This is a genomic window from Citrobacter sp. wls706 (genome assembly GCF_005281305.1).
GTDB classification, from domain to species: Bacteria; Pseudomonadota; Gammaproteobacteria; order Enterobacterales; family Enterobacteriaceae; genus Citrobacter; species Citrobacter werkmanii.
Window position 1 is genome coordinate 1 of record NZ_SZXG01000004.1, and the last position, 26,518, is coordinate 26,518.

Annotated in this window: 25 protein-coding genes and 1 pseudogene; 20 read left to right on the top strand and 6 right to left on the bottom strand. The window is 51.2% G+C overall.

Annotation, left to right across the window (positions count from 1 at the left end):
• From FDW92_RS00160 to FDW92_RS00240, 17 genes are all read left to right on the top strand, one after another.
• On the top strand, positions 1-378 hold a 378-nt coding region (locus FDW92_RS00160; RefSeq protein ID WP_349290310.1), incomplete at its 5' end, for a fimbrial protein.
• Between the two features lie 78 nt (positions 379-456).
• Positions 457-1,200, top strand: coding sequence for a fimbrial chaperone (locus FDW92_RS00165; protein WP_042312230.1), 744 nt, complete (start codon positions 457-459; stop codon positions 1,198-1,200).
• A 35-nt stretch (positions 1,201-1,235) separates the two neighbouring features.
• Positions 1,236-3,839, top strand: a complete 2,604-nt coding sequence (locus FDW92_RS00170) for an outer membrane usher protein (protein ID WP_052511199.1) — start codon at positions 1,236-1,238, stop codon at positions 3,837-3,839.
• 16 nt (positions 3,840-3,855) lie between these two features.
• Positions 3,856-4,428, top strand: coding sequence for a fimbrial protein (locus FDW92_RS00175; RefSeq protein WP_042312233.1), 573 nt, complete (start codon positions 3,856-3,858; stop codon positions 4,426-4,428).
• A gap of 16 nt (positions 4,429-4,444) precedes the next feature.
• Positions 4,445-5,035: a fimbrial protein gene (locus tag FDW92_RS00180; protein WP_042312234.1), complete on the top strand. Its 591-nt coding sequence runs from the start codon at positions 4,445-4,447 to the stop codon at positions 5,033-5,035.
• Between the two features lie 6 nt (positions 5,036-5,041).
• Entirely contained in the window at positions 5,042-5,617 is a 576-nt protein-coding gene (locus tag FDW92_RS00185) for a fimbrial-like protein (protein WP_042312236.1), read from the top strand.
• 47 nt (positions 5,618-5,664) lie between these two features.
• Complete coding sequence (locus FDW92_RS00190) at positions 5,665-6,921, top strand: fimbrial protein (protein WP_157716792.1); 1,257 nt, start codon at positions 5,665-5,667, stop codon at positions 6,919-6,921.
• Positions 6,922-7,031: 110 nt separating this feature from the next.
• Entirely contained in the window at positions 7,032-7,826 is a 795-nt protein-coding gene (gene panB, locus FDW92_RS00195) for a 3-methyl-2-oxobutanoate hydroxymethyltransferase (protein WP_042312239.1), read from the top strand.
• An 11-nt stretch (positions 7,827-7,837) separates the two neighbouring features.
• Positions 7,838-8,692 (top strand): pantoate--beta-alanine ligase, encoded by an 855-nt coding sequence (gene panC / locus FDW92_RS00200; protein WP_042312241.1) that lies wholly within the window; start codon positions 7,838-7,840, stop codon positions 8,690-8,692.
• A 95-nt stretch (positions 8,693-8,787) separates the two neighbouring features.
• Complete coding sequence (panD, locus tag FDW92_RS00205) at positions 8,788-9,168, top strand: aspartate 1-decarboxylase (protein WP_000621526.1); 381 nt, start codon at positions 8,788-8,790, stop codon at positions 9,166-9,168.
• 572 nt (positions 9,169-9,740) lie between these two features.
• On the top strand, positions 9,741-10,343 hold the full coding sequence (locus FDW92_RS00210; protein WP_042312249.1) for a fimbrial protein: 603 nt from the start codon (positions 9,741-9,743) through the stop codon (positions 10,341-10,343).
• Between the two features lie 78 nt (positions 10,344-10,421).
• On the top strand, positions 10,422-11,162 hold the full coding sequence (locus FDW92_RS00215) for a fimbrial chaperone (protein ID WP_042312250.1): 741 nt from the start codon (positions 10,422-10,424) through the stop codon (positions 11,160-11,162).
• Between the two features lie 76 nt (positions 11,163-11,238).
• Positions 11,239-13,842 carry an outer membrane usher protein gene (locus FDW92_RS00220; protein ID WP_137400519.1) on the top strand — a complete coding sequence of 868 codons (2,604 nt, stop codon included), beginning with the start codon at positions 11,239-11,241 and terminating at the stop codon, positions 13,840-13,842.
• A gap of 26 nt (positions 13,843-13,868) precedes the next feature.
• Positions 13,869-14,462, top strand: coding sequence for a fimbrial protein (locus FDW92_RS00225; protein ID WP_052511202.1), 594 nt, complete (start codon positions 13,869-13,871; stop codon positions 14,460-14,462).
• Between the two features lie 27 nt (positions 14,463-14,489).
• Positions 14,490-15,056 (top strand): hypothetical protein, encoded by a 567-nt coding sequence (locus FDW92_RS00230; protein WP_042312256.1) that lies wholly within the window; start codon positions 14,490-14,492, stop codon positions 15,054-15,056.
• A gap of 19 nt (positions 15,057-15,075) precedes the next feature.
• Positions 15,076-15,687 (top strand): fimbrial-like protein, encoded by a 612-nt coding sequence (locus FDW92_RS00235; RefSeq protein WP_042312257.1) that lies wholly within the window; start codon positions 15,076-15,078, stop codon positions 15,685-15,687.
• Positions 15,688-15,701: 14 nt separating this feature from the next.
• Positions 15,702-16,790: a fimbrial protein gene (locus tag FDW92_RS00240; protein WP_042312260.1), complete on the top strand. Its 1,089-nt coding sequence runs from the start codon at positions 15,702-15,704 to the stop codon at positions 16,788-16,790.
• 2 nt (positions 16,791-16,792) lie between these two features.
• Here the strand turns inward: FDW92_RS00240 and FDW92_RS00245 are convergent, their stop codons facing one another.
• The 4 genes from FDW92_RS00245 to FDW92_RS00260 all read right to left on the bottom strand — a co-directional run bounded on the left by FDW92_RS00245 (position 16,793) and on the right by FDW92_RS00260 (position 20,326).
• Positions 16,793-18,022 (bottom strand): polysaccharide deacetylase family protein, encoded by a 1,230-nt coding sequence (locus tag FDW92_RS00245; RefSeq protein ID WP_042312262.1) that lies wholly within the window; start codon positions 18,020-18,022, stop codon positions 16,793-16,795.
• Between the two features lie 66 nt (positions 18,023-18,088).
• Complete coding sequence (locus FDW92_RS00250) at positions 18,089-18,529, bottom strand: PTS sugar transporter subunit IIA (RefSeq protein WP_038637318.1); 441 nt, start codon at positions 18,527-18,529, stop codon at positions 18,089-18,091.
• A 103-nt stretch (positions 18,530-18,632) separates the two neighbouring features.
• Entirely contained in the window at positions 18,633-19,403 is a 771-nt protein-coding gene (locus FDW92_RS00255) for an ABC transporter permease (protein ID WP_042312267.1), read from the bottom strand.
• A complete protein-coding gene (locus FDW92_RS00260; RefSeq protein WP_042312269.1) occupies positions 19,400-20,326 on the bottom strand; it encodes an ABC transporter ATP-binding protein in 927 nt (308 codons plus the stop codon). Before FDW92_RS00260 ends, FDW92_RS00255 begins: the two co-directional genes overlap by 4 nt.
• A gap of 108 nt (positions 20,327-20,434) precedes the next feature.
• Between FDW92_RS00260 and can the strand changes: the two genes are divergently transcribed.
• Positions 20,435-21,097 carry a carbonate dehydratase gene (gene can, locus FDW92_RS00265; RefSeq protein WP_038637306.1) on the top strand — a complete coding sequence of 221 codons (663 nt, stop codon included), beginning with the start codon at positions 20,435-20,437 and terminating at the stop codon, positions 21,095-21,097.
• Positions 21,098-21,190: 93 nt separating this feature from the next.
• On the opposite strand, the gene hpt is transcribed toward can, so the two are convergent.
• Positions 21,191-21,727 carry a hypoxanthine phosphoribosyltransferase gene (gene hpt, locus FDW92_RS00270; protein ID WP_042312274.1) on the bottom strand — a complete coding sequence of 179 codons (537 nt, stop codon included), beginning with the start codon at positions 21,725-21,727 and terminating at the stop codon, positions 21,191-21,193.
• 203 nt (positions 21,728-21,930) lie between these two features.
• Here hpt and FDW92_RS00275 point away from each other — a divergent pair.
• Positions 21,931-24,322: pseudogene (locus tag FDW92_RS00275) on the top strand (glucose/quinate/shikimate family membrane-bound PQQ-dependent dehydrogenase).
• Between the two features lie 83 nt (positions 24,323-24,405).
• On the opposite strand, the gene cueO reads toward FDW92_RS00275, so the two are convergent.
• Positions 24,406-26,016 (bottom strand): multicopper oxidase CueO, encoded by a 1,611-nt coding sequence (gene cueO, locus FDW92_RS00280; protein WP_042312277.1) that lies wholly within the window; start codon positions 26,014-26,016, stop codon positions 24,406-24,408.
• 153 nt (positions 26,017-26,169) lie between these two features.
• On the opposite strand from cueO, the gene FDW92_RS00285 reads away from it, so the two are divergent.
• Positions 26,170-26,517, top strand: coding sequence for a YacC family pilotin-like protein (locus FDW92_RS00285; protein ID WP_003018667.1), 348 nt, complete (start codon positions 26,170-26,172; stop codon positions 26,515-26,517).
• The last annotated feature ends 1 nt before the right edge of the window (position 26,518 follow it).

Genomic DNA, 26,518 nt, shown 5'->3' on the forward strand with positions numbered 1-26,518 from the left:
AGTGCCGTCGGTATTCAGCCAGAACCGTTTTATATTACCGTTGACTGCGGAAAAACTAACACAAATACGAATGCGCACCTGAGCATGGCCTCGACGTTCTTCAGCAACAGCAATGGAACGCTCAACAACGATGACTCCATCACCAACCCGGCAACTGGCGTTAACCTGGCGATCCACCAGGTCGATAACTCCGGCGCCGCGCTGGCCTATACCCAGGTCAAAGTAAATGACGCTGCCGACATTCACAATACAACTTTTAATACTGACGGCGTGGCGAAATTTAACTTTGTCGTTTCTTACGTTAAGCAGTCTGGTGCTGTCCCTGTAACCGCAGGCTACGTCAAATCTAACACAGCATATACCGTTACCTACGACTAATCATTCGTGTTTCACAGGAGGAAGAGCGTGTGCTTCAACATGATCCTCCTCCTTATTTACCCTCATGGAGGAACAATTATGACCAGGACGTGTCGCTCTCTTTTTTGTGTCATCTTTACCATTACTTCACTATCAGCTATTCAACCCGTGTTCGCAGATATTGTCCTTTCCGGCACTCGTATTGTTTATAAAGAGTCACAAAAGGACACCACCATCCGTCTGGAGAATAAAGGTTCAACTCCAGCGCTGGTACAAAACTGGCTGGATGACGGCGACTCAAATGCAGACCCCAGCACCATTAATGTGCCTTTTAACGCAACTCCACCGGTGTCCCGCATCGAACCAGGACGCGGACAGACGGTAAAATTAACCTACACTGGCAGTCGTGCATTACCGAAAGATCGCGAAAGCATCTACTGGTTTAACGTGCTTGAAGTGCCGCCCAAAATGAAAGACGCTGACGTGAATGAAAAAAACGTCCTGCAATTAGCTTTTCGTACACGTATTAAACTGTTTTATCGCCCGGAAGGACTGGAGGGTGCCGCGTCAGAAGCGCCGCAGAAATTACAGTGGCGTATACAACAGAATGCGGGGAAAACGGTACTTCACGTCACAAATCCCACTGGTTATTACATTTCGTTTAATAAAGTCGAAGCCGTTGTCAGCGGGCGAAAATATGCCGTTTCCTCTTCAATGGTTGCTCCCAAAGGAGAAGCCGACTTCATCATTCCTGGCTTAACAGGCGCGCCCGCCAAATCAAGTATTAACTATATCGCGATTAGTGATTTCGGCGGTGCAATCAACGGCAAGGTGGATATTTAACGCTTACCTATACCTATAAACTTTCGGATGCGCCAATGAAACAGCTGTCAAAAAATTTCAGGGTCACTTTCCTGGCTCGCTTTATTGTCTTTACGCTATTATCCGGCAGCGTCTGTGCCTGGGCCGAAAACGAAACGATTGAATTTGACAGCTCCTTTTTAATGGGCCCAGGTTCCAGTAAAGTCGACCTTAGTCGTTATTCCGACGGTAATACCATTGCCCCCGGCTTCTATGATGTCAGCGGCTATGTCAATAACGATCTGGTGACCACACTAAAGGTCGAATTTATTGATATTGCGAATAATGGCAAAACGCAGGCGTGTATTACACCCAAAATATTAAGCCAGTTGCATATCCGCATACCTGACGATCTGCCCGAAAAGGCGCTACTGTTGAAACGCGAAGAAAGCGTTAACAACTGCCTTGACCTGGCAAAAGCGATTCCTCTGTCGAAAAGCCATTACGACGGCGGCGACCAGCGACTGGATATTGGCGTCCCGCAAATGTGGGTACAAAAAGGCTTCGCCAACTATGTCGATCCCTCTCTATGGGATGATGGCATCCCTGCTGCAATGCTGTCCTACAACATCAGCGCCTGGAAAAATGAAAACAACTATGGTACTGAAGACAGCGTTTACGCTGGTTTTAACAGTGGCATTAACCTTGGCGCATGGCATTTTCGCGCCCAAGGCAACTACTCCTGGCAAAAAGACGGCGACAGCAATATTGAGTATCAGAACCGCTATGTTCAGCGGGATATCGCCGCACTGCGTTCCCAACTGGTCATCGGTGAATCCGGTACCAGCGGCGAAGCTTTCGACACTGTCAATATACGCGGTGTTCGCCTGTATAGTGAATCACAGATGCTGCCACCACAGCTTGCCAGCTATGCGCCAACAATCCGTGGCGTAGCCAACAGTAACGCCAAAGTTACCATCACGCAGAACGGCTATAAAATTTACGAAACCACAGTACCACCAGGACCATTTGTCATTGATGACCTTTCGCCATCCGGGTATGGCGCCGATTTAGAAGTCACCATTACTGAAGCCGACGGCTCGAAACACAGCTTTAGCCAGGCGTTTTCATCGCTGGTGCAAATGATGCATCCCGGAGTCGGCAAATGGGACCTCAGTGTAGGCCAGGTCAATGACGACAGCCTGCATGATGAGCCGGGTCTGGCTCAGGGCACCTTCTATTACGGTTTTAACAGTACCTTCACCGGTTTTAGCGGTATTCAGGCCACAGATAATGGCTATTTTGCCGGGTTACTGGGACTTGGAATGAACACTCTAATCGGCGCCGTATCTTTTGACATAACCCAATCTCAGACCGACATTCCTGACGATAAAACCTATCGCGGTCAGAGCTATCGCGTATCGTGGAATAAATTCTTCGCGCCGACGGACACCTCGTTAAACATCGCCGCTTATCGCTATTCGACAAAAGACTATCTCGGTCTGAACGATGCGCTAAGCATTATTGATGATGTCAAACACAGTAACGATAACACTGATCACGGCATGAACAGCTATTCGCGAATGAAAAATCAGTTCACGATCAGCCTCAATCAAAGTCTGCAAAGCGAAGACACAAACTACGGCTCACTCTATCTGAATGGCAGTTGGGCCGACTACTGGGTGACCAATGATTCCCGCAGCAGTTTCTCAGCGGGCTACAGCAACAGCCTGGGCTGGGCCAGCTATAGCATCAACCTGCAACGGACATATGATGAAAACGATAAACGTGATGACTCCATCTATCTGAGCGTGACTATCCCCCTGGATAAATTGCTCGGTACTGACAGAGACAAGGGCGGCTTTCACACCCTAAACAGCAGCATCAGCAGTGATTTCGATGGCAGTAATCAGTTCAATACCAGCGCCAATGGTTACAGCGCCGATAACCGATGGAGCTACAGCGTCAGTACCGCCTACGACATGGAGAAAGAGGAGAAAGATCTCTCCACCATCAGCTCCTACGTCAGCTACGACTCCGACTATGGCAGTATCGCCGCGTCAGCTTCCGCCAGCAACGACAGCTCGCGTCAGTATTCCTTAAATACCGACGGGGGCTTTGTGCTGCACAGCGGAGGACTCACCTTCAGCAACCAGAGCTTTGGCGATAGCGATACGCTGGTCCTTATTGATGCACCAGGCGCGGAGGGTGCGCGCATCGATTATGGTAACAGCACTATCGACCGTTTCGGTTACGGTATTGGCAGTTCGTTAACACCGTACAGGGAAAATCTCGTCTCGCTCGATATTAACGAGCTGGATAATGATATTGAAATGAAAAGCACCAGTGCGACCGTGATTCCACGGCGTGGTGCGGTGGTGGTGAGTCAGTTCGAAACTGACCAGGGGCGCTCTGCAATTATTAACCTTATCCGTAGTGATAGCCAGCCGGTTCCTTTTACCGCCGAAGTCTTCGATATGAACAATACTCTGCTGGGAACTGTTGGTCAGGGTAGCCAGGCATTTGTTCGTGGAATCAATGAGAGCGGCGAGCTGGAGGTGCGCTGGAATCAGCAGAATAAAATGCAGAGCTGCCGATTGCACTACCAGACCACATCAGGCAATGAAAAGGTGGTGGGTAAAACCACCATTTTCAACGCCGTCCCTTGCAAGATGCAATAGATTACGAGGACACAGGATGAGAACACACCACGTAGTCAACTCACTGGCACTCACCAGCGCGCTGCTGACGCAGTCAGCCTTTAGCAGTACTCAGGGATTGAGTCTTAACTTCACCGCCGTCATTGAAGAAACGACCTGTCTCATGAAGGTCAGCCCCCTTAGTAATGCATCGCTCAGCGGTAGCGACGCACAGTATGCGCTCACTATTCCCAATATCGGGATCGCCGAACTGCTTAAGGCCACCGCCAGCACCGAGGGCAGCTTTAAGCTCAAGCCGGAGGAGTGCAACAACGCAATCGCTTCAATCGCGATGACCATCAAAGGCGTCACGCTGTCGACGACCAACTTCATGATAAAAAACGACCTGACCGAGGGAAACGCTGAAAACGTTGGGCTAGGCTTTAAGCCCGCCGGCAGTGACGACAGCAGCCGCCTGAGACTCGATGGCACGCAACAAACCGACTGGAGCCAGAGCCAAATTGCCGACGGTATGGGGCTAAGCGCCTTTTTCCGCCGCGCAAGTACCTCAGTGACACCGACAACCGGTGATTTTCAGGCTAAGGCCATTTTTACCTTTACTTATAAATAAGCGGGAGGCTGCGTTGATGCGATATCTCATTCGGCTATGTAGCACACTGTCTGTTCTCCTTGCCGCCGCACCGGGCTACGCGGGCACAAACTCACTGGAAATGACGGTATCCACTACCATTACGCCGTCAACCTGCCAGGCCACGCTGCACGACGACAGCGGCAAAGCGAACGGGATTGTTGATATTGGCGACGTTTATATTCCGCAGGTTGTGAATAAAACCAACTCACGCGCCTTTTCGCTGGTATTCAGCGACTGCGTAGGTCTGGCTAAAAAGCAGGCGAATGTCACCCTGACGGCAAAAACCGGCTGCGATGGCGCTTCCGGCGGCGGCAATGGATTCCGCAATGCCTTAAACGGTAGCAACGACGCGGCAAACGTCTCTGCCGAGGTGTGGACCACCTCAACGCCGGGTAGCAGCGGCAGCAAACAGCTAAGCTGCGCCAACCCGGCGCAGCAACTGATCGATCTGGCGCAGGCCAGCGATGAAACCACGGTCGTCATGCCGCTCAGCGCCCGCATCGTGCTCGCCTCCGGCAGCACCGTCGCGGATTTACACACCGGCTCCTTCTCTACCCAGGGCCTGTTCACCATTACCTATGAGTAACATGTGATGAGCAAATTATTGTATGGCGCTGTCGGCATCGGCTTATCGTTGCTGGCCTCGCTAAGTCAGGCTGATACCGATGTGGAAATCAAAGCCAATATTGTCAATACCAGCTGTGAAGTCTCGCTTGACAATAATGGGCTCGTTGAGTTGGGCACCAAAGGCTATGACTACTTCGCCAGCGGCATCACCGCCGAAGACCTATACGATGGCGGCAGCACCTTCTATGTGCACGTGAAAGACTGCATGCCGGTCAGCGGCAAAGATCCGTCGAAAATTATCCTGCATTTCTCCCCATTGTCCGGCAGCTTTGCCCCCGGCTCTATGCAAATTTTCGCCAACGATGAAAGTAATGGAGCAAAAAATGTGGGGGTGGTGATTTTCTCCATTAACGATGCCAACAATATCTATAACGTGATGAACACCGACGGCACGCCGCGCAGCCAATATGACGTCACTGCCGCCGACTACGCCGATAGCCGCTATTCGTTTTACGCCCGGATGCAGAAGGTGCAGCCAGGGCAGTCAATTGTCAGCGGCCCGGTGAAATCCAGCGTGCTGGTGTCTGTTTATTATGAGTAAAAATTCACCGGTTTGAGAAGGAGATTTCAATGAGAAGGAGCGCGCCGATGCAATATGATAAAAACAGAGGATGGCAGAGGTCATTTCCCTTCATTTTATCAATGTATTTAATAATACAGATATTTTTTTCTGCCACAGCCTGTGCCCAGACGGATACTTTCGTATTAGGCAACGGTAAGCAGAACTATGAATATGATGGCCCATCAAGAGATGGTACCTATAAGCTCATCTATCCTGCTGGACGCACCGTCTACTTCAGCCGGACAAACGAGCTGGCGCCTGCTAACGTCACCATCAACTGGAACGACTCTCATGGCTCAGCATCAGCAGATAATAGCCTTTTCTGCTACGTTTCAGAGCAGGGCCAAAGCACTACGGGTGCCCTGTCCATCGAGTCTGGCCTCGTTTCCGCAGGAAGCTACGGCGGAGTCGATATTTTTAAGACGAACATTACGGGTCTCTATTTCTCACTCACGCTACGCAGCTTCCATTCGTACGTTCTGCAGGTAAGCGGTCCATCAACGGCAATGCAAAACGGCATCATGCACAACCTGATTTCAGTCAGTGCGGGTAACGGAAGGGGATGTACAGGGCCAGATTTATCAGGACCAGGGCATTACTATACCTGGGGTGGGTTGTCGTTTTATGCCGCAATCACCTTTTATACCGATCAAACCTATACACCAGGCAATTCAAAGATCACCTTGCTCAAAAACGGCGACTATCATCTCCGCATCTGGAATGAAAACCCAGCGGCAGGCGTTAATAGTTTTTATCAGAATGTAACCTTTGATATTAGCTCAGTAACCATCGCGGAGCCCACCTGCACCACACAGCCCGTCGCCAGCGGTAGCACCGTTAGCGGCACCACTGTCGATCTGGGCCGCTACAGTCCGAACGACATTATCAACGGTGCCACTGCTGTTCCATTTTCCATCCAGTTGGCAGGTTGCAAGGGTCTGCGCAATATTAACGTGACGCTCACCACCACCACGATGGCCAAAACGCCTACCCTGCTTGGCAATATTCTCACGATGAATAACGCCACCGGCGTGGGGCTGGAGATCAGCGGCGCGGCCAATAACTATAGCTCGCAAATGGTAATGATTCCAAACGACCCAACATCAGTCTATAACGATCAGCGCGATACTTCCGGCGATGATAATATCTACGGCAGCAGCGAAAACGGGAAGGTCCAGTCTCAAACTCTCAACTTCCTGGCCACGCTTAAACGTGATGGAACCCAGTCAATTGGGTCTGGAAATTTCAAAGCGAACGGTGTTTTTACCATCGACTATCCCTGATGACTGTTTAAGTGGTGGTCGATAAGATTCCCACAAAGGGCTAACGCTATTCCGCTTCATTCCCCTACAATGCGGCCATTCTATTCATCAATATTATGGCCGGAGAGGTTATGAGCAAACCCACTACTATCGCTGTGCTGCAGAAATGCAAACAAGAGAAAAAGCGCTTCGCGACGATTACCGCCTACGACTATAGCTTTGCCAAACTGTTCGCCGATGTTGGCATCAACGTGATGCTGGTGGGCGACTCCCTGGGCATGACAATTCAGGGGCACGACTCTACCCTGCCGGTCACCGTGGAGGATATCGCCTATCACACCCGCGCCGTACGCCGTGGCGCGCCCAACTGTCTGTTGCTCGCCGACCTACCGTTTATGGCTTATGCCACGCCGCAACAAGCGTTTGAAAACGCGGCCACGGTTATGCGAGCAGGCGCTAATATGGTCAAAATCGAAGGCGGCGCATGGCTTACGGATACGGTGAAAATGCTCACCGAACGCGCGGTGCCGGTTTGCGGTCATCTGGGATTAACACCCCAGTCGGTGAATATCTTCGGCGGCTATAAAATTCAAGGCCGCGGCGACGCCGGACAGATACTACTGGATGATGCGCTGGCCTTAGAAGCCGCGGGCGCTCAGTTGCTGGTACTCGAGTGCGTGCCGGTTGAACTGGCGAAGCGCGTCACTGAGGCTCTGTCGATTCCGGTAATCGGCATTGGCGCGGGCAACGTCACCGACGGTCAGATCCTGGTGATGCACGATGCGTTTGGCATCACCGGCGGTCATATTCCAAAATTCGCGAAAAATTTCCTTGCCGAAGCGGGCGACATGCGCACCGCCGTACGGCAGTATATGGCTGAAGTGGAGTCCGGCGTTTATCCGGGCGAAGAACACAGTTTCCATTAAGGAGTCTCGTTGTGTTAATTATCGAAACCCTGCCGCTGCTGCGCCAGCATATTCGCCGTCTGCGTCAGGAAGGCAAACGCGTCGCCCTGGTTCCCACCATGGGCAACCTGCACGACGGCCATATGAAGCTGGTCGATGAGGCAAAAGCCCGGGCCGATGTGGTCATCGTCAGCATTTTCGTCAATCCGATGCAGTTTGACCGGCCGGACGATCTGGTGCGTTATCCGCGCACGCTGCAGGAAGACTGCGAAAAGCTGAACAAGCGCAAAGTCGATTATGTATTTGCCCCAGCCGTGGAAGAAATTTATCCGCAGGGTCTGGAAGGCCAGACTTTCGTTGATGTTCCCGGTCTCTCCACCATGCTGGAAGGCGCCAGCCGCCCAGGCCACTTCCGTGGCGTTTCCACGATCGTCAGCAAGCTGTTTAACCTGATCCAGCCAGATATCGCCTGCTTCGGTGAGAAAGATTTCCAACAACTTGCGCTGATCCGCAAAATGGTGGCGGATATGGGTTATGACATTGAGATCGTTGGCGTGCCAATTATCCGCGCCAAAGATGGTCTGGCGCTTAGCTCACGTAACGGTTATCTGACCGCAGAGCAGCGCAAAATTGCGCCAGGTCTGCACAAAGTGATGAACGGCATCGCTGAAAAACTGATTGCGGGTAATCGTGAGCTGCAAGAGATTATTGCCATTGCCGAGCAGGAATTGAATGAAAAAGGCTTCCGTGCCGACGACATTCAAATCCGTGATGCCGACACGCTGCAGGAACTGACGGAAACCAGTAAACGAGCGGTAATTCTGGCCGCCGCCTGGCTGGGTCAGGCGCGTCTGATCGATAATCAAAGCGTTACATTAGCCCAGTAGACAGGGGTTAAAAATCAGGCAATACTGCCTGAGAATTTCTCAAAGCAGGCCATTCGCGCCTGCTTAGCCAAGGTAAACGACAGGGTATAGAAGTTATGATTCGCACCATGCTGCAAGGCAAGCTCCACCGCGTAAAAGTCACGCAGGCGGACCTGCACTACGAAGGCTCCTGCGCCATCGACCAGGATTTCCTCGATGCCTCTGGTATTCTGGAAAACGAAGCTATTGATATCTGGAACGTGACCAACGGGAAACGTTTTTCAACCTATGCTATTGCGGCTGAACGCGGCTCCAGAATCATCTCGGTGAACGGTGCGGCGGCGCACTGTGCTGAAGTCGGCGACATTGTGATTATCGCCAGCTTCGTCACTATGTCTGATGAAGAAGCCCGTACCTGGCGGCCGAAAGTGGCCTACTTTGAAGGCGACAACGAAATGAAGCGCACCGCGAAAGCTATTCCGGTCCAGGTTGCCTGATATTCTTACACTTCTCATTTAAGTCATCGATAGCCTCCAATGTATTATGGATGGAGGCTATTTAAGATGGTTCAATCTGGCTTACCCACTTTATTGCTTTACTTTTATTGCTGACAGACCATAAAGGTGACGCAAGCAAAAGATAAGTTAATACGTTTAGTTTTACATAAAGCACAAGCAGATTAATGGCTTTCACTTCTTTTATATTTATTACTCGGACCTTTAATACCAAAACCAATTTCCCGCCTGCTAATGATATTAGAAGAAACTGTATCTAGAATATAATATTAATTTTTTAAAATTTATTTTTACATCATATCAAAATAGATGAACCCCCTCAATTAAAACATAAAAATCCAGTTGTTTCATAAATACAGAAAGCAGAAAAAGGCACGACAACCCATTGAAAACAAATAACATTATTTTTCATTAAAAATTATTTAAGCAATTCTAATTATTAGAAAGGGAAAGTATTACTATATACTAAAAAAGTTAATATTATTAATGGCTAACGCTATGTAAATTAACCTCATTCTCGAGACGAGAAATATTTTTTTATATGGATATTAATCATGGCTTTTAAAAAATATACCTTAGCTGCATTCGTTTTGGCTGCATTCTCTGGTTCTGCGCTAGCCGCTAACACCGATGCAGGTACGATTACTTTCCACGGTCTGGTTTCTGGCAACACCTGCCAAATCTCACTGAAAGATGATCCAATCAATACTCAGGCAGCAACTAACGATTTCAACGTTACTCTGCCAACGGTATTTGTGAAAGACTTCGTGACCGGCTCGACTGACAGCGTTGATAGCGCGCTGGGGAAAACGCCGTTTACCCTGGTACTCTCGAACTGTGATGCCAGCGCAAAAGGCGCCAGCGCCCAATTTGACTCCTGGTCAGGCTCAAGCGCAAGCACCGCTGGTGCACTGGTCCCTCAAAGCGGCCTGCAAGGCGCCGCCTCCAACGTTAACCTGGTTCTGCACAACGCCGGTAACGGTGCAAGTGATCTGATCAAAATCGATCAGACCAACAACACTCAGCACGTCACCTGGGATCCAGATAATAATGAAAGCGGCGGTGAACTGATTTACAACGTAGCGTATATGAACACTGGCGCAGTCAGCAGTGGCGTTGTGCAGGCGCAGGTTGCTTTCACCATGCAGTACGAATAAGTCTCATCATTATGCTTCACTCCTCTGGCGTCAGGTCAGAGGAGTTTTTGCCAGATCCAACAGAGAGTGGATATTTCCATGCGTAATTTGACCTTCAGTACCGGCTTAAAAAGCTTTATTGTAGCAATGACTTGTGTCGCAGCCTTTCAGGCAAGCGCTGATATTGTCATTTCCGGCACTCGTATTATTTATCCGCAGTCTGTAAAAGATGTCGTTATTTCATTAGAAAATCGTGGGCAACGGCCGCTGCTGGTTCAAACCTGGTTGGATGACGGCCGTGATACAACCAACCCACAAGAACTCAAGCTGCCTTTCGTTATTACCCCCCCTGTTTCGCGCGTCGATCCACACAAAGGACAGTCAATACGTATTACCTATCTCGGGCAACCTTTGCCACAAGATAAAGAATCCATGTTCTGGTTTAACGCCCTGGAAATTCCCCCCAAAGCTAAACTAAAAGAAGGGGAATCCCCCAATCAGCTACAGTTGGCATTTCGTACCCGGATTAAACTTTTCTTCCGTCCTGATGGTTTAAAAGGAACGCCGGGACAGGCGGTCAAAGATCTGAAATGGTCGCTGCAAAAACAAAACGGTAATTATGCACTGGTCGCTCAAAATAACTCACCGTGGAACGTCTCTCTTTCCGCGGTCACCTTTAAGGTCGGTACCAGAGAGTTCCCGGTGAGCAGTAAATCTATTTTACCCTTTTCCAGTAGCGAAATGCCGGTTACCGACCTAAACAGCCAAACCTCAGGCACTGTGAAATATATGTCAATAAACGATAATGGTGGTGTGGAAGAGAATAACGCCTCAATATAACTCGGCGATAATCACCCTTATTACATAATAATATTATGCCGGTAGTGAGTACTGGCGTTGACGATTTGGGCTCATCATGCAGTTTCGATTTTCATTATTATCTCTGGCTATCTTTGTCTCGTTGCCACAATATGTTCTGGCAGATGGCAAAATTGCGCCATCTTCAAAATCAGATACCGTAGACGTAGAAGAAGCCATCGAATTTAATGAGCAATTCTTGCTTAATAGTGGTGGCGCCATTGATGTTAGCCGTTATACCTTAGGCAACCCAATCCCTGCAGGAAAATACCGTGCGACCGTCAATTTAAACGGTAAAATAAAAACTACAGTTGATATTGAATTTAAAGATAATGGCACGCCGCGCGCATCCCCTTGCCTGACGCCTCTATTATTAGCGCAGGCAGGTATTGATACCAGTAAATTAAACGAATCACATGATGATACGGTGACGTGTATTGATATCAAAGCGCAATATCCAGGCGCCAGCGTGAGTTACGATACGGGAAAACAATCCCTTGATCTGAACTTTCCGCAACTGTATGTACTTAAACTCCCGCAAGGATATGTTGACCCTTCACTTTGGGACAACGGTATCCCGGCGGCGCTATTATCTTATGATCTCAACGCGTGGCACAACGAAAGCAGTAGCAGTACTTCGGATACGGCGTATATGGGGCTGCATTATGGCCTGAATATGGGGCCGTGGCGCTTACGCTCACGCGGAAATATTGACTGGAACAGCGATAATGGCAGCCATTATTCCAGTCAGGATATCTATCTACAGCGTGATATTGCTCCGCTACGCGCGCAAATGGTCGCTGGCGACTCCTACACGCGCGGCGATACATTTGACTCTGTCAGCCTACGCGGTCTGCGCATGTACAACGATGACCGCATGTTGCCCGGCGCCAGTTCCACCTTCGCCCCAGTGGTTCGCGGAGTCGCTAACAGCAACGCCAAAGTCACCATTACTCAGAGCGGGAACAAGATTTATGAAACCACGGTTCCGCCTGGCGCATTTGAAATCAGCGATATCAGCACCACGGGGTATGGTAACGATCTGAACGTCACCATCGAAGAGTCCGACGGTAGCAAGCGAACGTTTTCGATCCCTTTTTCCTCCGTCACCCAGATGCTTCGTCCGGGCTCGGTTCGCTGGGATATCGGCGCCGGCGAACTCAATGACGATAGCCTGAGCGACAGGCCGAATGTGGCTTACGGTACACTGTATTATGGGATTAATAACACCTTTACTGGTTATCTCGGCGCTCAAGCAACGGATGACCACTTCTTTGCCGGACTGTTAGGGATTGCCATTAATACGTCCGTCGGCGCCTTCGCCTTTGACGTTACCCAATCGCAAGCCAAAATCGACGAAATTGGCACGTTAACCGGCCAGAGCTATCGCCTGAACTACAGCAAAATGGTCGAGATGACGAAAACCTCGTTTAACGTTGCCGCCTACCGTTTCTCTACTGAAGACTATTTGAGCCTGCACGATGCGGCTTCGCTGGCTAACGACGTCAAACATGGCGAATACCGGAATCAGTCCTACACTTCCGGCGAAGAGCTGTATAACCACTTTCAGCGGATGAAAAACCAGGTACAGATCAGCGTGAATCAACCGTTATCCACGGTCGATAGCGCATACGGCTCACTGTATATCAGCGGTAGCTGGCAGGATTACTGGAACGAAAGCGATGCCACCTCAAACTACAGCATCGGTTATAACAACAGTTTCCGCTACGGCAGCTATAGCTTGTCCGTGCAACGAACCTATGATGACAATGGCAACAAGGACGACAGCGTCTATTTAAGCCTCAATATCCCCTTTAACACCCTATTTGGCCAGGACAGCGCGACCGCCGGATTCTCCAGTCTCAACGTCGGCATGCGCTCCGACCTCAGCGGGAGCAACAGCATAAACACCACTGCCAGCGGCAGCACAAAGGACACCAGCCTGAGCTACTCCGTGACTGCCTCATCCAGCGGCGGAGATTATGGCGACATTAACCAAATTGGCGGTTATGCGACCTGGAACAGCCCATATGGGCCTCTGGGGACATCGATCTCCGCCGGCGACGACGGCAGCAAACAATATTCCGCAAGCTACAACGGCGGCATGGTTATCCATTCCGGCGGTATCACGCTGGCGCCGGGTAGTATCGGTGATAACGACGCGCTGGCGCTAATCAATGCCAACGGAGCCAAAGGGGCGCGGCTGAACTATGGCCATGGTGAGATTGGCAGTTCCGGCTACGGCATTTTGCCTTATATGTCGCCTTACCGTGAAAACCGCGTGGGTATTGATATTACCACCCTGGAAAACGACGTTGAACTTAAGAGTACCAGCACGGTTGTCGTGCCACGCGATGGATCCGTAGTCCGTGTCGATTTTAAGACTGACGAAGGTAAGTCGCTGATTCTGGAGCTATCACGTAACGATGGGGGCTTTATTCCTCTGGGCGCAGACGTACTCAATAGCAAAGGCGAGCTGGTCGGTAGCGTCGGTCAGGCAGGCCAGGCCTATGTTCGCGGGATAGAACAACAAGGAACACTACGAGTTGTCTGGGGTAATGCCAATGATAACGCCTGCGTAGTTCATTACCGGATCGCTGCAAACGCACCGAAAGCAGGGCTCACCACCGTTCTGGATAACCAAACATGTCAGATGCAATAAGCCATTTTATACAGGGAGTTCCCTTTATGACTTTTAACACATCCAAGTACCTCGCCCGCTTCTCCGCAGCGGCATTAGCGCTGGCGATATCCCAGCCCGTGTGGGCAAATGGTGATAGTTTGCAAGTCACCTTTAAAGCGACGATCCGCGAAACCACCTGCGATATGACCATTGACGGCGCCAGCGGCGCTGACAATACGATCACCCTTGGCGATAGCGGCCAGACGCGTCTGGATAATATTCTCTCAGGCACAGGCAATATTAGCGCGCCATTTACGCTTAAAATCGTCGAATGCCCGGATTCGCTGAACGCCATCAAAACCACAATTAAAGGTACCGGTTCAACAAGAATATCTACCGCCCTGATAAATACCTACACCGGCACCTCTCCAGCACCGACGTCTTATGTTGGCTTAACGATTGCCCGCGCCAGCGCGCTGAATGCCCCTTTCGTCATCAACAGTACAACCGACAGCGAAAGATTGGTATGGACAACCAATGAAATCAAAACGGCAAAAGCCGTCCCACTGGTCGCCACAATGGTGGCAACAGGTACCTCTACGCAGGTTAAAGCGGGCCGATTTGAATCCACCGCAACATTTGAATTTACTTACGAATAATTTCCCCAGCGCAATGGAGTCATTAAGATGAAACATACCCCCTTTTTTCTTGCACTGGCCCTCTGCGGTGGATTATTCACCCATACAGCGCATGCAGATATCGTCGGTACCCCCAGTCTGTCGGCTAAATTTGTCACAACAGTGGTTGCAGGCACCTGCTCCGCCACGGTGAAACAGGGCTCAACCACCACGGACACCATCAATTTTGGCGATGTCTTTAAGTCTGATATTGGCACCCGTACCGAACCTTTTAAGATTGCTTTCACCGGTTGCGCAGGCGTCGATTCGGCAAAAATCGCCGCCCAGGCCGGCAGCGGGAATACATGCGATAGCAATAGCGCCTCATTCGCCACCACCGGTACTGTCAATACCCATACGGCTGTTGAAATCTGGGGCGGCGCGGCCGGGAGCGGTACGCAACTGGCATGCACCAGCGGTACGCCTTCAAATACGGTCACAACCGCAATTAAAGGCGCTTCAACAGCGGAATACGCGATGAACGCGCGTTGGGTAGCGGCCAGCGGTTATACCGCCGCGCAGGCCGTTGCTGGCGACGCCTCGTCGGCAATTACCTTTGTTGTAACTTACGAATAAACCAGAACGGCAGGTGACGATGCGATATTTATTATTTTCTGTTCGCCCCACGACACTGGCTCTGTTCATGGGGTTGGCTACCGGGCAGTGGTCAGCGGCCAGCTATGCGGGCGATGGCCTGGATGTTAATTTCTCGGCAAGGATCGTCAATAACACCTGTCAAATCAGCCTGGACAATGGCGGAGACATTACGCTACCTACCGTCATGCGCAGTTGGTTTTATAATAGCGACGGCAGCGACCGCCTTCAGCCCACCACGGATGCAGGCGGCACACCTTTTACCATTCGGGTGGAGCAATGTGATGCCGTCGGTTCCGGCGGGAATACACTCCAGTCGCTGCATTTCCAGTTTAGTCCCCAGTCCGGCATCACCGCCGGAAATAAACAAGTCTTTATAAATGAAGCGAGAAATGGCGCAGCAACTAACGTCGGGGTAGTCATTTTCTCCGCAACTTACCACACCAACGTACTGAATAACGATGGCGAATCAGATGTCGAATATGACGTAAAAGGGAAATCAGCCGATGACTATTTGACTGAATATGCCTTTTACGCCCGCTATCAAAATACCGGCGCGGTGAGCAGCGGGAAGGTGCTCAGCAACGTCGTCGTCAACGTGACTTACGAATAATAAAAGAACTTATTATGCAAAAGCGCTATTTATTTCCTCTCCTGGGCTGTGCCTCGTTAGCTTTTTCCGGCAGCGTGATGGCATCAAGCGAATGTTATATTACTACTGGTGCAGCGGGTGATTACCACGTCATTATCGAACCAACCATCATTCAGCTACCTGTTACCTATATGGGCGCCATCGTGACTAACATGAACATTCCCGCCAGTTACACAATCCCCTTACGAGGAGGGATGGATTGCAATAACAGCAGGAGCAATAGCAACCAAATAACCTTAGGTGAGGCCGATGCGGGCCTGATGGATGTTTATACGGTTCCAGGAACAGGGGGGGGATTACTCAAAACCGATATTGAGGGCATCAGCTATACTTATATGCTGCGTTGCGTTAAAGGCAGCGGGTGCAACCACTCATCGGACGTTGGCGATGTTTATCTCAATTTCCCCGCCAGTGGATTAGCCACTATACCGTCACAAACCGGTGCCCCATGGAAGAATGCCGACAGCAACTGGGATCTGTTTTTCGATGTTTATCAGACCCCGAATTATCAACCCAGAGCTGGCCAAACCGATGGCTATGCCAAACCGGGTAAAATTGGTACTTTCCGTATGGGTTCAGTGGACCAGCCAAATACAATCACCTTCTCTGTTGACGCCTCCTCTTTGCATTTCAAGGTGATGGAGCCAACCTGCCAATGGGCCTCAGTCAACGATGCGTATTCAACGACGGTGGATCTTGGGCATTTCTTCGTTTCTGATATTAATAAAAATACCGCTCGCGAGATCCCTTTCACCTTTGAATTAACCAACTGCCTGATGACCAAGGTGACCGTCAAAATGAGTGGCAATTACCTGGCTGGCGACCCTACGATTCTGACGCAAAGCGGCGGTAATGCGAGCGGCGTCGGCGTAAAAGTTTACTCCGTGAAAGATGGCTACAAACAGATGAAAGCCGATGGCTCCAATTCATCAGGCACCGCCTTTTCTACCTGGGGCAACAATAGCGTCAGCCTTGATTATGCCGCGAAACTGGTCCCTACCGGAGCGACCGTCAAAGCCGGTGATTTCGAATCCGTCGCCACGTTTACTTTTACCTACGAATAAGCTTACCCCTGCGGCTGATTGACTATCAGCCGCGACATCGTCTCCAGCGAATCCGTTCTTAAAATATAAAGTCTTTTCAATAAGAACGGATTATCCCCCGGCTTCACCTTCCCTCTCACCGTGGTTACCGCCAGATGGAAACCGGCGTCGTTCGCCGCTTTTACCGCCGTGGCGTTATAACCGCCAAACGGATACGAAAGATACAGGACGTGGGGATTGAACTGGGACAGCGCCCGACGCGAACGAGCAAAATCGAACAGAATGTTGTGATAGTTGCGGCTCAGCAGGATCGGCCGATGATGAGCGTCCACTCGATGTAAAAAATGGGTATGCGACTGAAAGTCAAACACGTCCCTGATCGCATTCAGTTCAGAGACACTCATAAACTGTAGCGATTTCGGATCCCACTTCTGCGGATGGCGCTTAATGCGTGACGAGATGATAAACGCCGTTGCCTTCATGCCGTTCTGTTTCAACACCGGATAAGCATAACGACTCACCGACTTCAGACCATCGTCGAACGTCAGCACCACCGCCCGCGCCGGGAGGTTCATATTGTTGCGTACATAGCCTTCCAGTTGATACATCGTCAGCGTCGTGTAGCCGCGGTCGTGTAGCCAGGCCATCTGGTTGCTAAACGCGCGTACAGAGGTTGTCGTGGAGGTGTGGCGAAAGCGGGTATTCTCTTCATCGCGCAGAATATGATGATAGGTTAACACCGGTATACCGTTGTCTTCCTGCGCATCCAGAGCACTGATATAGGCCAGTCTGCCGCCAATGCGGATCTGGTACCACGTCTGGTTGAGTCGGTCTTTAAGCTTACTGATAATGGGATAGCGCAGATTATCCGCCAGCACGCCAAACGGGGCGCTACCGACATCCGGAGCATTATAAACCGGGGTATCTTTCCAGGTAATCAAGCTTTGATTGCTGAGCGGTTTATTGAGATCGCCCAGACCATCGTCAACTTTCTGCCGCCCCTGCACAGGCTCCAGATGTCCCTTATCAATAAACCCGGTCCCCAAGCCAAAGGTGAATTCGTAATAGTCTGCCGCAATCGGCTCTACGGCAAGGATCTGCCCGGCGCGAATATTTCCCACCGTCACCATTTTATCACCTATCTGCGCCCACACGGCAGCCGCTTCGGTAGTTTGCATGTAGCGAGCAGGCAAAGCCGCAGCTACGCTGCCAGAAGACAGGAGCAACAAAATAAGCACAACGCGCATAACCATATGAGATAACCGAACCGAGGCGAGAAACCTCGGCTATTGTAGCAAAAGCACCATCAATACCAACGATTAATACTCATACAAATCATGCTTCAATACGAAGGGGGGATTTTTTTGTTGTTGATGCCATAGACTTGAGACTTCCGGCCCGCCAAGCGTAACAATGCAATCGCGAAACGCAGAGCTGCTCATTGATTCCCGCGACGAAAGCATTCTCTCAAGCAATGAATAGCTGATACCTGAAATCACTTCACACTGGGGGTGTTTGTGGCTCATTAACGAGGCCACGCGGTATGGTGCGGCCCCCGCGGTATCCGTCAGGAAGATCACGCCCTCGCCTGAGTCAGTAGCATGCAGAGCGTGGCACATCATGCGGCTCAACATATTTGAGCTGAGTCCACGCCAAAAACTTACCGCCTGGCATTGGGCCAACGGGCCGTGCTTCTGCTCCAGACGATGCAGCATATCCTGTGCCTTATCGTCATGACAGGTAATTACCCAACCTAACATTGCCTACCTCCTTAGCAGGCAAGTAGTTTATCAGTGTGATAAATCCATAATGGTGATAAGCGTCAAAAGTCTTCCTCTCCCGAGCAGAGAGAGGAAGAAAGAATTAACTGCGCAAACCGCGCCCACGCTGGATCAGGTACCAGCACAGCAAATAAAACACCGCGATGAACACCACCAGCACGCCAAACGTGGTGACCAGCGGAACATCATGGATACCCAGGAAGCCGTAGCGGAACCCGCTGATCATGTAGACAATTGGGTTCAGGTGCGACAGTCCCTGCCAGAACGGCGGCAGCAGCGTTAACGAATAGAAAACGCCCCCCAAATAGGTCAGCGGCGTCAGCACAAAGGTTGGGATCAGGCTGATATCGTCAAAGGTTTTGGCGAAAACCGCGTTCAGCAGCCCGGCCAGTGAAAACAGTACCGCCGTTAACACTAGCGTGAGCGCAACAAAGACCCAGGAGTGCACCTGGAACGGCACGAAGAACAGTGAAATAGCCGTTACAAGGATCCCTACGCACAGGCCACGCGCCACGCCACCGCCGACAAAACCCGCGATAATGACGTGCGTCGGTACCGGAGCGACCAGCAGTTCTTCAATATTGCGTTGAAACTTGGCGCTAAAGAATGACGATGCCACGTTAGCGTACGAGTTGGTGATCACCGCCATCATAATCAGCCCCGGCACAATAAATTGCATGTAGCTAAAACCATGCATTTCGCCGATACGCGAGCCAATCAAATTACCAAAAATAATAAAATAGAGCGTCATGGTGATGACGGGAGGAACCAGAGTCTGGACCCAGATACGCATAAAGCGGTGGATCTCTTTCGCCCAGATGCTTTTTAGCGCAACCCAATAAAGCTGCATCATGCGCGATCTCCTTGTTTTTCATGCACCAGAGAAACAAACAGTTCTTCCAGTCGGTTCGCTTTGTTACGCATACTTAATACCTGAATACCCTGGGCGCTCAGTTGTGAGAACACGCTGTTAACCCCTTGCTCACGCAGAACTTCCACTTCCAGCGTCGAGGTATCAACCAGACGATACTGATACCCTTCCAGTTTTGGCAGCGGGCTTTTTGGCGCCAGATCGAGGATAAAAGTTTCAGATTTCAGTTTAGAGAGCAGACTCTTCATTGAGGTATTTTCCACCAGCTCACCGTGCTGAATAATACCGATATTACGACACAGCATTTCCGCTTCTTCGAGATAGTGGGTAGTCAGAATAATCGTGGTGCCTTTGTCGTTTAAATCTTTTAAAAAGCCCCACATTGAACGACGTAGCTCAATGTCGACGCCCGCCGTCGGTTCATCGAGAATCAACAGCTTTGGCTGATGCATCAGCGCCCGCGCGATCATCAGACGACGTTTCATCCCACCGGAAAGCATACGCGCACGTTCGTTACGTTTTTCCCACAAGTCGAGCTGTTTTAGATATATTTCGCTACGCTTAACGGCTTCTTTATGCTCAACGCCATAGTAGCCTGCCTGGTTGACCACGATCTGCTGCACGGTTTCAAACGGGTTAAAGTTAAACTCCTGTGGCACCAGACCAAGCTGACGTTTAGCGTTAACCGTATCTTTATCGAGATCGTATCCGAAGACGCTTACCCGTCCGGAAGTTTTATTCACCAGCGAACTGATAATGCCGATGGTGGTAGATTTACCTGCGCCATTCGGTCCCAAAAGCGCATAAAAATCACCCGCTTCGACTTGCAAATCTATGCCGCGTAGCGCCTGCACGCCACCGGGATAGGTTTTCTTAAGTTCTTGAAGTTCCAGAGCAATGGTCATGGTTTTTTACTTACCTTACGTTCTGACATTTCATATATAGTTTAATTAATGCTGGAGTTACCCTATATTAGCCCATCGAATTTATCTGGTTTCGGGTCGTACAACTCCATGAAAGACATAGATACACTCATCAGCAACAATGCACTATGGTCAAAGATGCTGGTAGAAGAGGATCCCGGATTTTTTGAAACGCTGACACATGCGCAGAATCCACGTTTTCTATGGATTGGATGTTCCGATAGCCGCGTTCCCGCTGAACGATTGACCGGTCTGGAACCGGGCGAATTATTCGTCCACCGTAATGTTGCCAATCTGGTTATTCACACCGACCTGAACTGCCTCTCAGTGGTTCAGTATGCGGTGGATGTGCTGGAAGTGGAACATATTATTATTTGCGGCCACTACGGATGCGGCGGCGTCCAGGCAGCGATTGAAAATAAAGAACAGGGGCTGATTGATAACTGGTTACTGCATATTCGCGATATCTGGTTTAAACACAGCTCACTGCTTGGCGAAATGCCGCAGGAACGCCGCATGGACACCCTGTGCGAACTGAATGTCATGGAGCAGGTCTATAACCTGGGTCATTCAACGATTATGCGATCCGCCTGGAAGCGCGGTCAGAAAGTCACCATTCACGGCTGGGCCTACGGTATTCATGATGGCCTGCTGCGCGATCTCGACGTCACCGCCACCAGCCGCGAAACGCTGGAGCAGCGCTATCGCCAGGGCTTATCTAACCTCAGCCAGAAACACTGCAACCATAAATAATGAGACATTGCCGGGAGGCGGCTATGCCTTACCCGGCCTACAAACCTGCGCCGTAGGCCTGATAAGTGAAGCGCCATCAGGCACTCCAGCCAATTACTCGTCCAGCAGCACCACTTTGCCAACGTACGGCAGATGGCGATAACGCTGAGCATAGTCAATGCCGTAGCCGACCACAAACTCATCTGGAATAGAGAATCCGATAAACTCAACCGGGACATCCACTTCACGACGGGAAGGTTTATCCAGCAGCGTACAGATAGCCAGGGATTTTGGCTCGCGCAGGCTCAGAATCTCACGCACTTTAGACAGCGTGTTGCCGGAGTCGATGATGTCTTCGACAATCAGCACGTCCTTGCCACGAATGTCTTCATCCAGGTCTTTCAGGATTTTAACATCACGCGTGGTAGACATTCCGCTGCCATAACTGGATGCAGTCATGAAATCGACTTCGTGGGAGACATGCACTTCACGGCACAGGTCCGCCATAAACATAAATGAACCGCGTAACAGACCAACCAGCACCATATCGCTGCCGCTGTCCTTATAACGTTCGTTAATCTGACGTCCCAGTTCAGCAATACGCGCTTTGATCTCCGCTTCCGGGATCATGACTTCAACAGTATGTTTCATATCTCTAACCATATGATTTAAAAACAAATCACTCAATGCTTACTTTTAATAAGCGAGCATCTAAGCGCAAGGCACGCAGTATACCAGCAAAAGCATTCATCCGCGGCATCTGTTGATAAAGTTCATAATGTGACAATCGTCACGCGTTTTAACTCCTATAATTAACTGCTATTAAAGAAATAACACCTGTGATGGTATTTTTTATGGCAAATAACAACGTACGATCCCAACGACTTATCGTGACACTGAGTGCTCTGTTCGCCGCACTTTGTGGACTCTATCTTCTGATTGGCGGAGGCTGGCTGGTCGCCATCGGTGGCTCCTGGTATTACCCGATAGCGGGTCTGGCCATGCTCGGCGTGGCCTTCCTGCTATGGCGTAGTCAACGCTCCGCGCTTTGGCTGTATGCCGTCCTGCTTCTCGCCACCATGATTTGGGGCGTATGGGAAGTCGGCTTTGATTTCTGGGCATTAACACCGCGTAGCGACATCCTGGTCTTCTTCGGTATCTGGCTGATTCTGCCGTTCGTCTGGCGTCACCTGCTCATCCCTTCCAGCGGCGCGGTAACGGCGCTGGTCGTCGCACTACTGATTAGCGGCGCGATCCTGACTTGGGCGGGTTTCAACGATCCGCAGGAAGTACACGGCACGCTGAGCGCGAATACCACCCCGGCTGAAGCAATTTCACCGGTGGCCGACGAGGACTGGCCCGCTTACGGGCGCAATCAGGAAGGTCAACGCTACTCACCGTTAAAACAAATTAACGCCGACAATGTACATCAATTGAAAGAAGCCTGGGTATTTCGCACCGGTGATTTAAAACAGCCAAACGATCCGGGTGAAATCACCAATGAAGTCACGCCGATCAAAGTTGGTGATACGCTCTATCTGTGTACCGCCCACCAGCGTCTGTTTGCGCTCGATGCGGCGAGTGGTAAAGAGAAGTGGCATTTCGATCCCCAACTCAATACCAACACCTCTTTCCAGCACGTAACCTGTCGCGGCGTTTCTTATCATGAAGCACGTGCCGATAACGCCAGCCCGGAAGTGGTGGCTGACTGTCCGCGCCGCATCATCCTGCCGGTGAACGATGGCCGTCTGTTTGCCCCTGAACGCGGAAACCGGCAAGCTGTGCGCAACCTTCGCCAATCAAGGCATCCTCAACTTACAAACCAACATGCCGGATACCACGCCGGGTCTGTATGAGCCGACGTCACCGCCCATCATCACTGATAAAACCATTGTGATTGCCGGGTCGGTGACCGATAACTTCTCCACCCGCGAAACTTCCGGCGTTATCCGTGGCTTCGATGTGAATACCGGTAAGCTGCTGTGGGCATTCGACCCAGGTGCCAAAGATCCCAATTTCATCCCGTCAGATGAACATACGTTCACCTTTAACTCACCAAACTCCTGGGCCCCTGCGGCCTATGACGCGAAGCTGGATCTGGTGTATCTGCCCATGGGCGTCACCACACCGGACATCTGGGGCGGTAACCGCACGCCGGAACAGGAACGTTATGCCAGCGCCATCCTGGCGTTAAATGCCACTACCGGGAAGCTGGCCTGGAGCTATCAAACCGTTCATCACGATCTATGGGATATGGACTTACCGGCGCAGCCAACGCTGGCGGATATCACCGTTAAAGGCCAGAAAGTCCCGGTCATTTACGCCCCGGCGAAAACCGGTAACATCTTCGTGCTCGACCGCCGTAATGGTGAACTGGTGGTACCTGCCCCGGAAAAACCGGTGCCGCAGGGTGCAGCCAAAGGTGATTACGTCAGCAAAACCCAGCCGTTCTCCGACCTTACCTTCCGTCCGCAGAAAGATTTGAGCGGCGCGGACATGTGGGGTGCCACCATGTTCGACCAGTTGGTGTGTCGCGTAATGTTCCACCAACTGCGTTATGAGGGCATCTTCACCCCACCTTCAGAGCAGGGCACGCTGGTGTTCCCTGGCAACCTGGGGATGTTCGAATGGGGCGGAATCTCCGTTGATCCCAACCGTCAGGTGGCGATAGCCAACCCGATGGCGCTGCCGTTTGTATCGAAGCTGATCCCACGCGGCCCAGGTAATCCGATGGAGCCGCCGAAAGATGCCAAAGGCACCGGCACAGAATCAGGAATTCAGCCACAGTACGGCGTGCCGTTCGGCGTCACGCTGAATCCGTTCCTGTCGCCATTTGGCCTGCCGTGTAAGCAGCCAGCCTGGGGCTACATCTCCGCCGTGGATCTGAAGACCAATGAAGTGGTGTGGAAAAAACGTATTGGCACCCCGCAGGACAGCATGCCGTTCCCAATGCCGGTTCAGGTACCGTTCAATATGGGAATGCCAATGCTGGGAGGGCCTATCTCCACAGCCGGTAACGTGCTGTTCATTGCCGCAACCGCCGACAACTATCTGCGCGCCTACAATATGAGTAACGGTGAAAAACTGTGGCAGGGCCGTCTACCGGCAGGTGGACAGGCGACACCGATGACCTATGAAGTGAATGGCAAGCAGTATGTGGTGATCTCCGCCGGAGGCCACGGGTCGTTTGGCACGAAGATGGGCGATTATATCGTGGCGTATGCATTGCCGGACGACGCTAAATAACTGAAAAGCGCGGTGGCGCTAAGCTTACCGGGCCTACGGATGCGACATGTCGGCCGGGCAAGGCGAAGCCGCCCCCGGCTTTTTTATACCGTGAATCCGAGCATCATGCCGGTATCTTCATGCTCTAACAGATGACAGTGCGCCATATAGGCATGCTCTTTCGGCGCGTCGTGGTCAAACTTCACCAGCACCTCGCTGACGCCGCCTTCTACCCGCACCGTATCCTTCCATCCCGCGCGGTGCGCGGCAGGCACTTTGCCATTCTCAGACAAAATGCGGAACTGGGTGCCGTGAATATGGAACGGATGCAGCATCATGTCGCCCTGACCGGAAATTACCCAGCGCTCATGCTGACCTTTCGCCGCGGCGAACATGGGTTTATTCATATCAAACGCCAGACCGTTAATCCGGTTGGCATTATGGAAATCAAATGATCCCGCCTGCTTCATGTTGCCATGCTGCATATTCCCCATGTTGCCATGGTTCATATTGCCATGATTCATCTTCCCGTGGCCCATATTGTCATTATTCATATGGTCCATCATCTTCCCATGATCCATACCCGCCATCGCCTGACCGCCGTATTTCTTCATCAGCATTTGCATGCCCATCATGTCGAGCATCGGATCCATAGACAGCTGTAGTTTGCGTACCGTCAGGCCATCCAGTGACGGCAATGACGGCATGGATGTCAGCGAATCAGGCAGCGTTGCGGAAGCGGTAATCAGCAACGGCTGAACGCGCATCACCGGGTGCGGCTTATCAAATGGCGCAACCGCCATCCCCATCTGGCTGACAGGCAGAGTGACCAGATCAAACGCCTTACCGTCGCTCACATCCACCAGCACTTCAAAGCGCTCGCCCATCAGCATAGGAAGTTCAGTTACTTTGACCGGTTCCGCCAACAGTCCACCATCGCTGGCAATAACGTACAGAGGACGATTGTCGCTGGCGGCAATATTCAGCGAGCGAGCGTTACACCCGTTCAGCAGGCGCAAACGCAGCCAACCGCGCGGCGCGGCATGTTGAGGATAAATCGCGCCGTTGGTCAGCAGCGTATCGCCAAACCAGCCGACGGCAGCGGTCATCATGTCCAGTTGATAGTTGATCTGTCCATCGGCGGAAAACTGCTTGTCCTGAATAATCACCGGCACATCATCAATGCCCCACTGCTTCGGCAGCAGCAGTTTGTGGATCTCTTCATCTTCAATCAGCACCAGTCCGGCCAGCCCCATCGCCACCTGGCGACCGGTTTTACCATGCTGATGTGGATGGAACCAACAGGTTGCTGCCCGTTGATCCGGTGTGAAAGTGACGGAACGTTTCCCGCCTGCCGGGATAATACCTTGCGGCCCACCATCAACTTCACCAGGAATTTCCAGCCCGTGCCAGTGCAACGTCGTCTCTTCGGCAAGCTGGTTGTGGATATCCACCGTCACCGATTGCCCTTTGTTTAGCTTTAGCGCCGGTCCGAGCAAATTGCCGTTATATCCCCACGTCGTGGCGGTTTTACCTGCAAAGTTCGACTGCCCGGCTTGTGCAATCAACTGAATGCGATTAGAAGCATCGGCGGTTAACAGGTCTGGAATGGGTAATGCCGGACGGTCGGCGGCAAATACGCTACGGCTCCACAGAGGTAATGCTGACGCGACGCCCAGCGCCACGGAGTACTTTAAAAAGTCACGACGTTGCATAATCACTTCCTTATATTCAGCAGCTTAAGCAGGCTATCTTTTAAGCATAAGCCTTCCCCTTACGGGAAGGTCAAGTAAACGGCTAATAATAAAGGTCGTCGCTTCGCTCGCAGTGTGCTAACGTTTAAATTCCGTGATGCAGTGGTAGAAGCAATGAAGACGTTTTTCAGAACAGTTTTGTTCGGCAGCCTGATGGCCGTATGCGCAAATAGCTACGCGCTGAGCGAGTCCGAAGCCGAAGATATGGCCGATTTAACGGCAGTTTTTGTTTTTCTGAAAAATGACTGTGGATACCAGAATTTGCCAAATGGGCAGATCCGTCGCGCACTGGTCTTTTTTGCCCAGCAAAACCAGTGGGACCTGAGCAATTACGACACCTTCAACATGAAGGCACTGGGTGAGGACAGCTATCGCGATCTCAGCGGTATCGGCATCCCAACGGCAAAAAAATGCAAAGCGCTGGCGCGTGACTCGTTAAGCCTGCTGGCGTACGTGAAGTAAC

Coding starts and splice junctions, on each gene's coding strand:
- FDW92_RS00210 (WP_042312249.1), top strand. CDS start 9,741: ATGGCTTTTAAAAAATATACCTTAGCTGCATTCGTTTTGGCTGCATTC.
- FDW92_RS00220 (WP_137400519.1), top strand. CDS start 11,239: ATGCAGTTTCGATTTTCATTATTATCTCTGGCTATCTTTGTCTCGTTG.
- FDW92_RS00250 (WP_038637318.1), bottom strand. CDS start 18,529: ATGTTAGGTTGGGTAATTACCTGTCATGACGATAAGGCACAGGATATG.
- FDW92_RS00180 (WP_042312234.1), top strand. CDS start 4,445: ATGCGATATCTCATTCGGCTATGTAGCACACTGTCTGTTCTCCTTGCC.
- panD (WP_000621526.1), top strand. CDS start 8,788: ATGATTCGCACCATGCTGCAAGGCAAGCTCCACCGCGTAAAAGTCACG.
- FDW92_RS00215 (WP_042312250.1), top strand. CDS start 10,422: ATGCGTAATTTGACCTTCAGTACCGGCTTAAAAAGCTTTATTGTAGCA.
- FDW92_RS00260 (WP_042312269.1), bottom strand. CDS start 20,326: ATGACCATTGCTCTGGAACTTCAAGAACTTAAGAAAACCTATCCCGGT.
- FDW92_RS00175 (WP_042312233.1), top strand. CDS start 3,856: ATGAGAACACACCACGTAGTCAACTCACTGGCACTCACCAGCGCGCTG.
- FDW92_RS00185 (WP_042312236.1), top strand. CDS start 5,042: ATGAGCAAATTATTGTATGGCGCTGTCGGCATCGGCTTATCGTTGCTG.
- FDW92_RS00240 (WP_042312260.1), top strand. CDS start 15,702: ATGCAAAAGCGCTATTTATTTCCTCTCCTGGGCTGTGCCTCGTTAGCT.
- cueO (WP_042312277.1), bottom strand. CDS start 26,016: ATGCAACGTCGTGACTTTTTAAAGTACTCCGTGGCGCTGGGCGTCGCG.
- FDW92_RS00245 (WP_042312262.1), bottom strand. CDS start 18,022: ATGGTTATGCGCGTTGTGCTTATTTTGTTGCTCCTGTCTTCTGGCAGC.
- FDW92_RS00190 (WP_157716792.1), top strand. CDS start 5,665: ATGCAATATGATAAAAACAGAGGATGGCAGAGGTCATTTCCCTTCATT.
- FDW92_RS00255 (WP_042312267.1), bottom strand. CDS start 19,403: ATGATGCAGCTTTATTGGGTTGCGCTAAAAAGCATCTGGGCGAAAGAG.
- FDW92_RS00165 (WP_042312230.1), top strand. CDS start 457: ATGACCAGGACGTGTCGCTCTCTTTTTTGTGTCATCTTTACCATTACT.
- panB (WP_042312239.1), top strand. CDS start 7,032: ATGAGCAAACCCACTACTATCGCTGTGCTGCAGAAATGCAAACAAGAG.
- FDW92_RS00285 (WP_003018667.1), top strand. CDS start 26,170: ATGAAGACGTTTTTCAGAACAGTTTTGTTCGGCAGCCTGATGGCCGTA.
- FDW92_RS00170 (WP_052511199.1), top strand. CDS start 1,236: ATGAAACAGCTGTCAAAAAATTTCAGGGTCACTTTCCTGGCTCGCTTT.
- FDW92_RS00230 (WP_042312256.1), top strand. CDS start 14,490: ATGAAACATACCCCCTTTTTTCTTGCACTGGCCCTCTGCGGTGGATTA.
- hpt (WP_042312274.1), bottom strand. CDS start 21,727: ATGAAACATACTGTTGAAGTCATGATCCCGGAAGCGGAGATCAAAGCG.
- FDW92_RS00225 (WP_052511202.1), top strand. CDS start 13,869: ATGACTTTTAACACATCCAAGTACCTCGCCCGCTTCTCCGCAGCGGCA.
- FDW92_RS00235 (WP_042312257.1), top strand. CDS start 15,076: ATGCGATATTTATTATTTTCTGTTCGCCCCACGACACTGGCTCTGTTC.
- can (WP_038637306.1), top strand. CDS start 20,435: ATGAAAGACATAGATACACTCATCAGCAACAATGCACTATGGTCAAAG.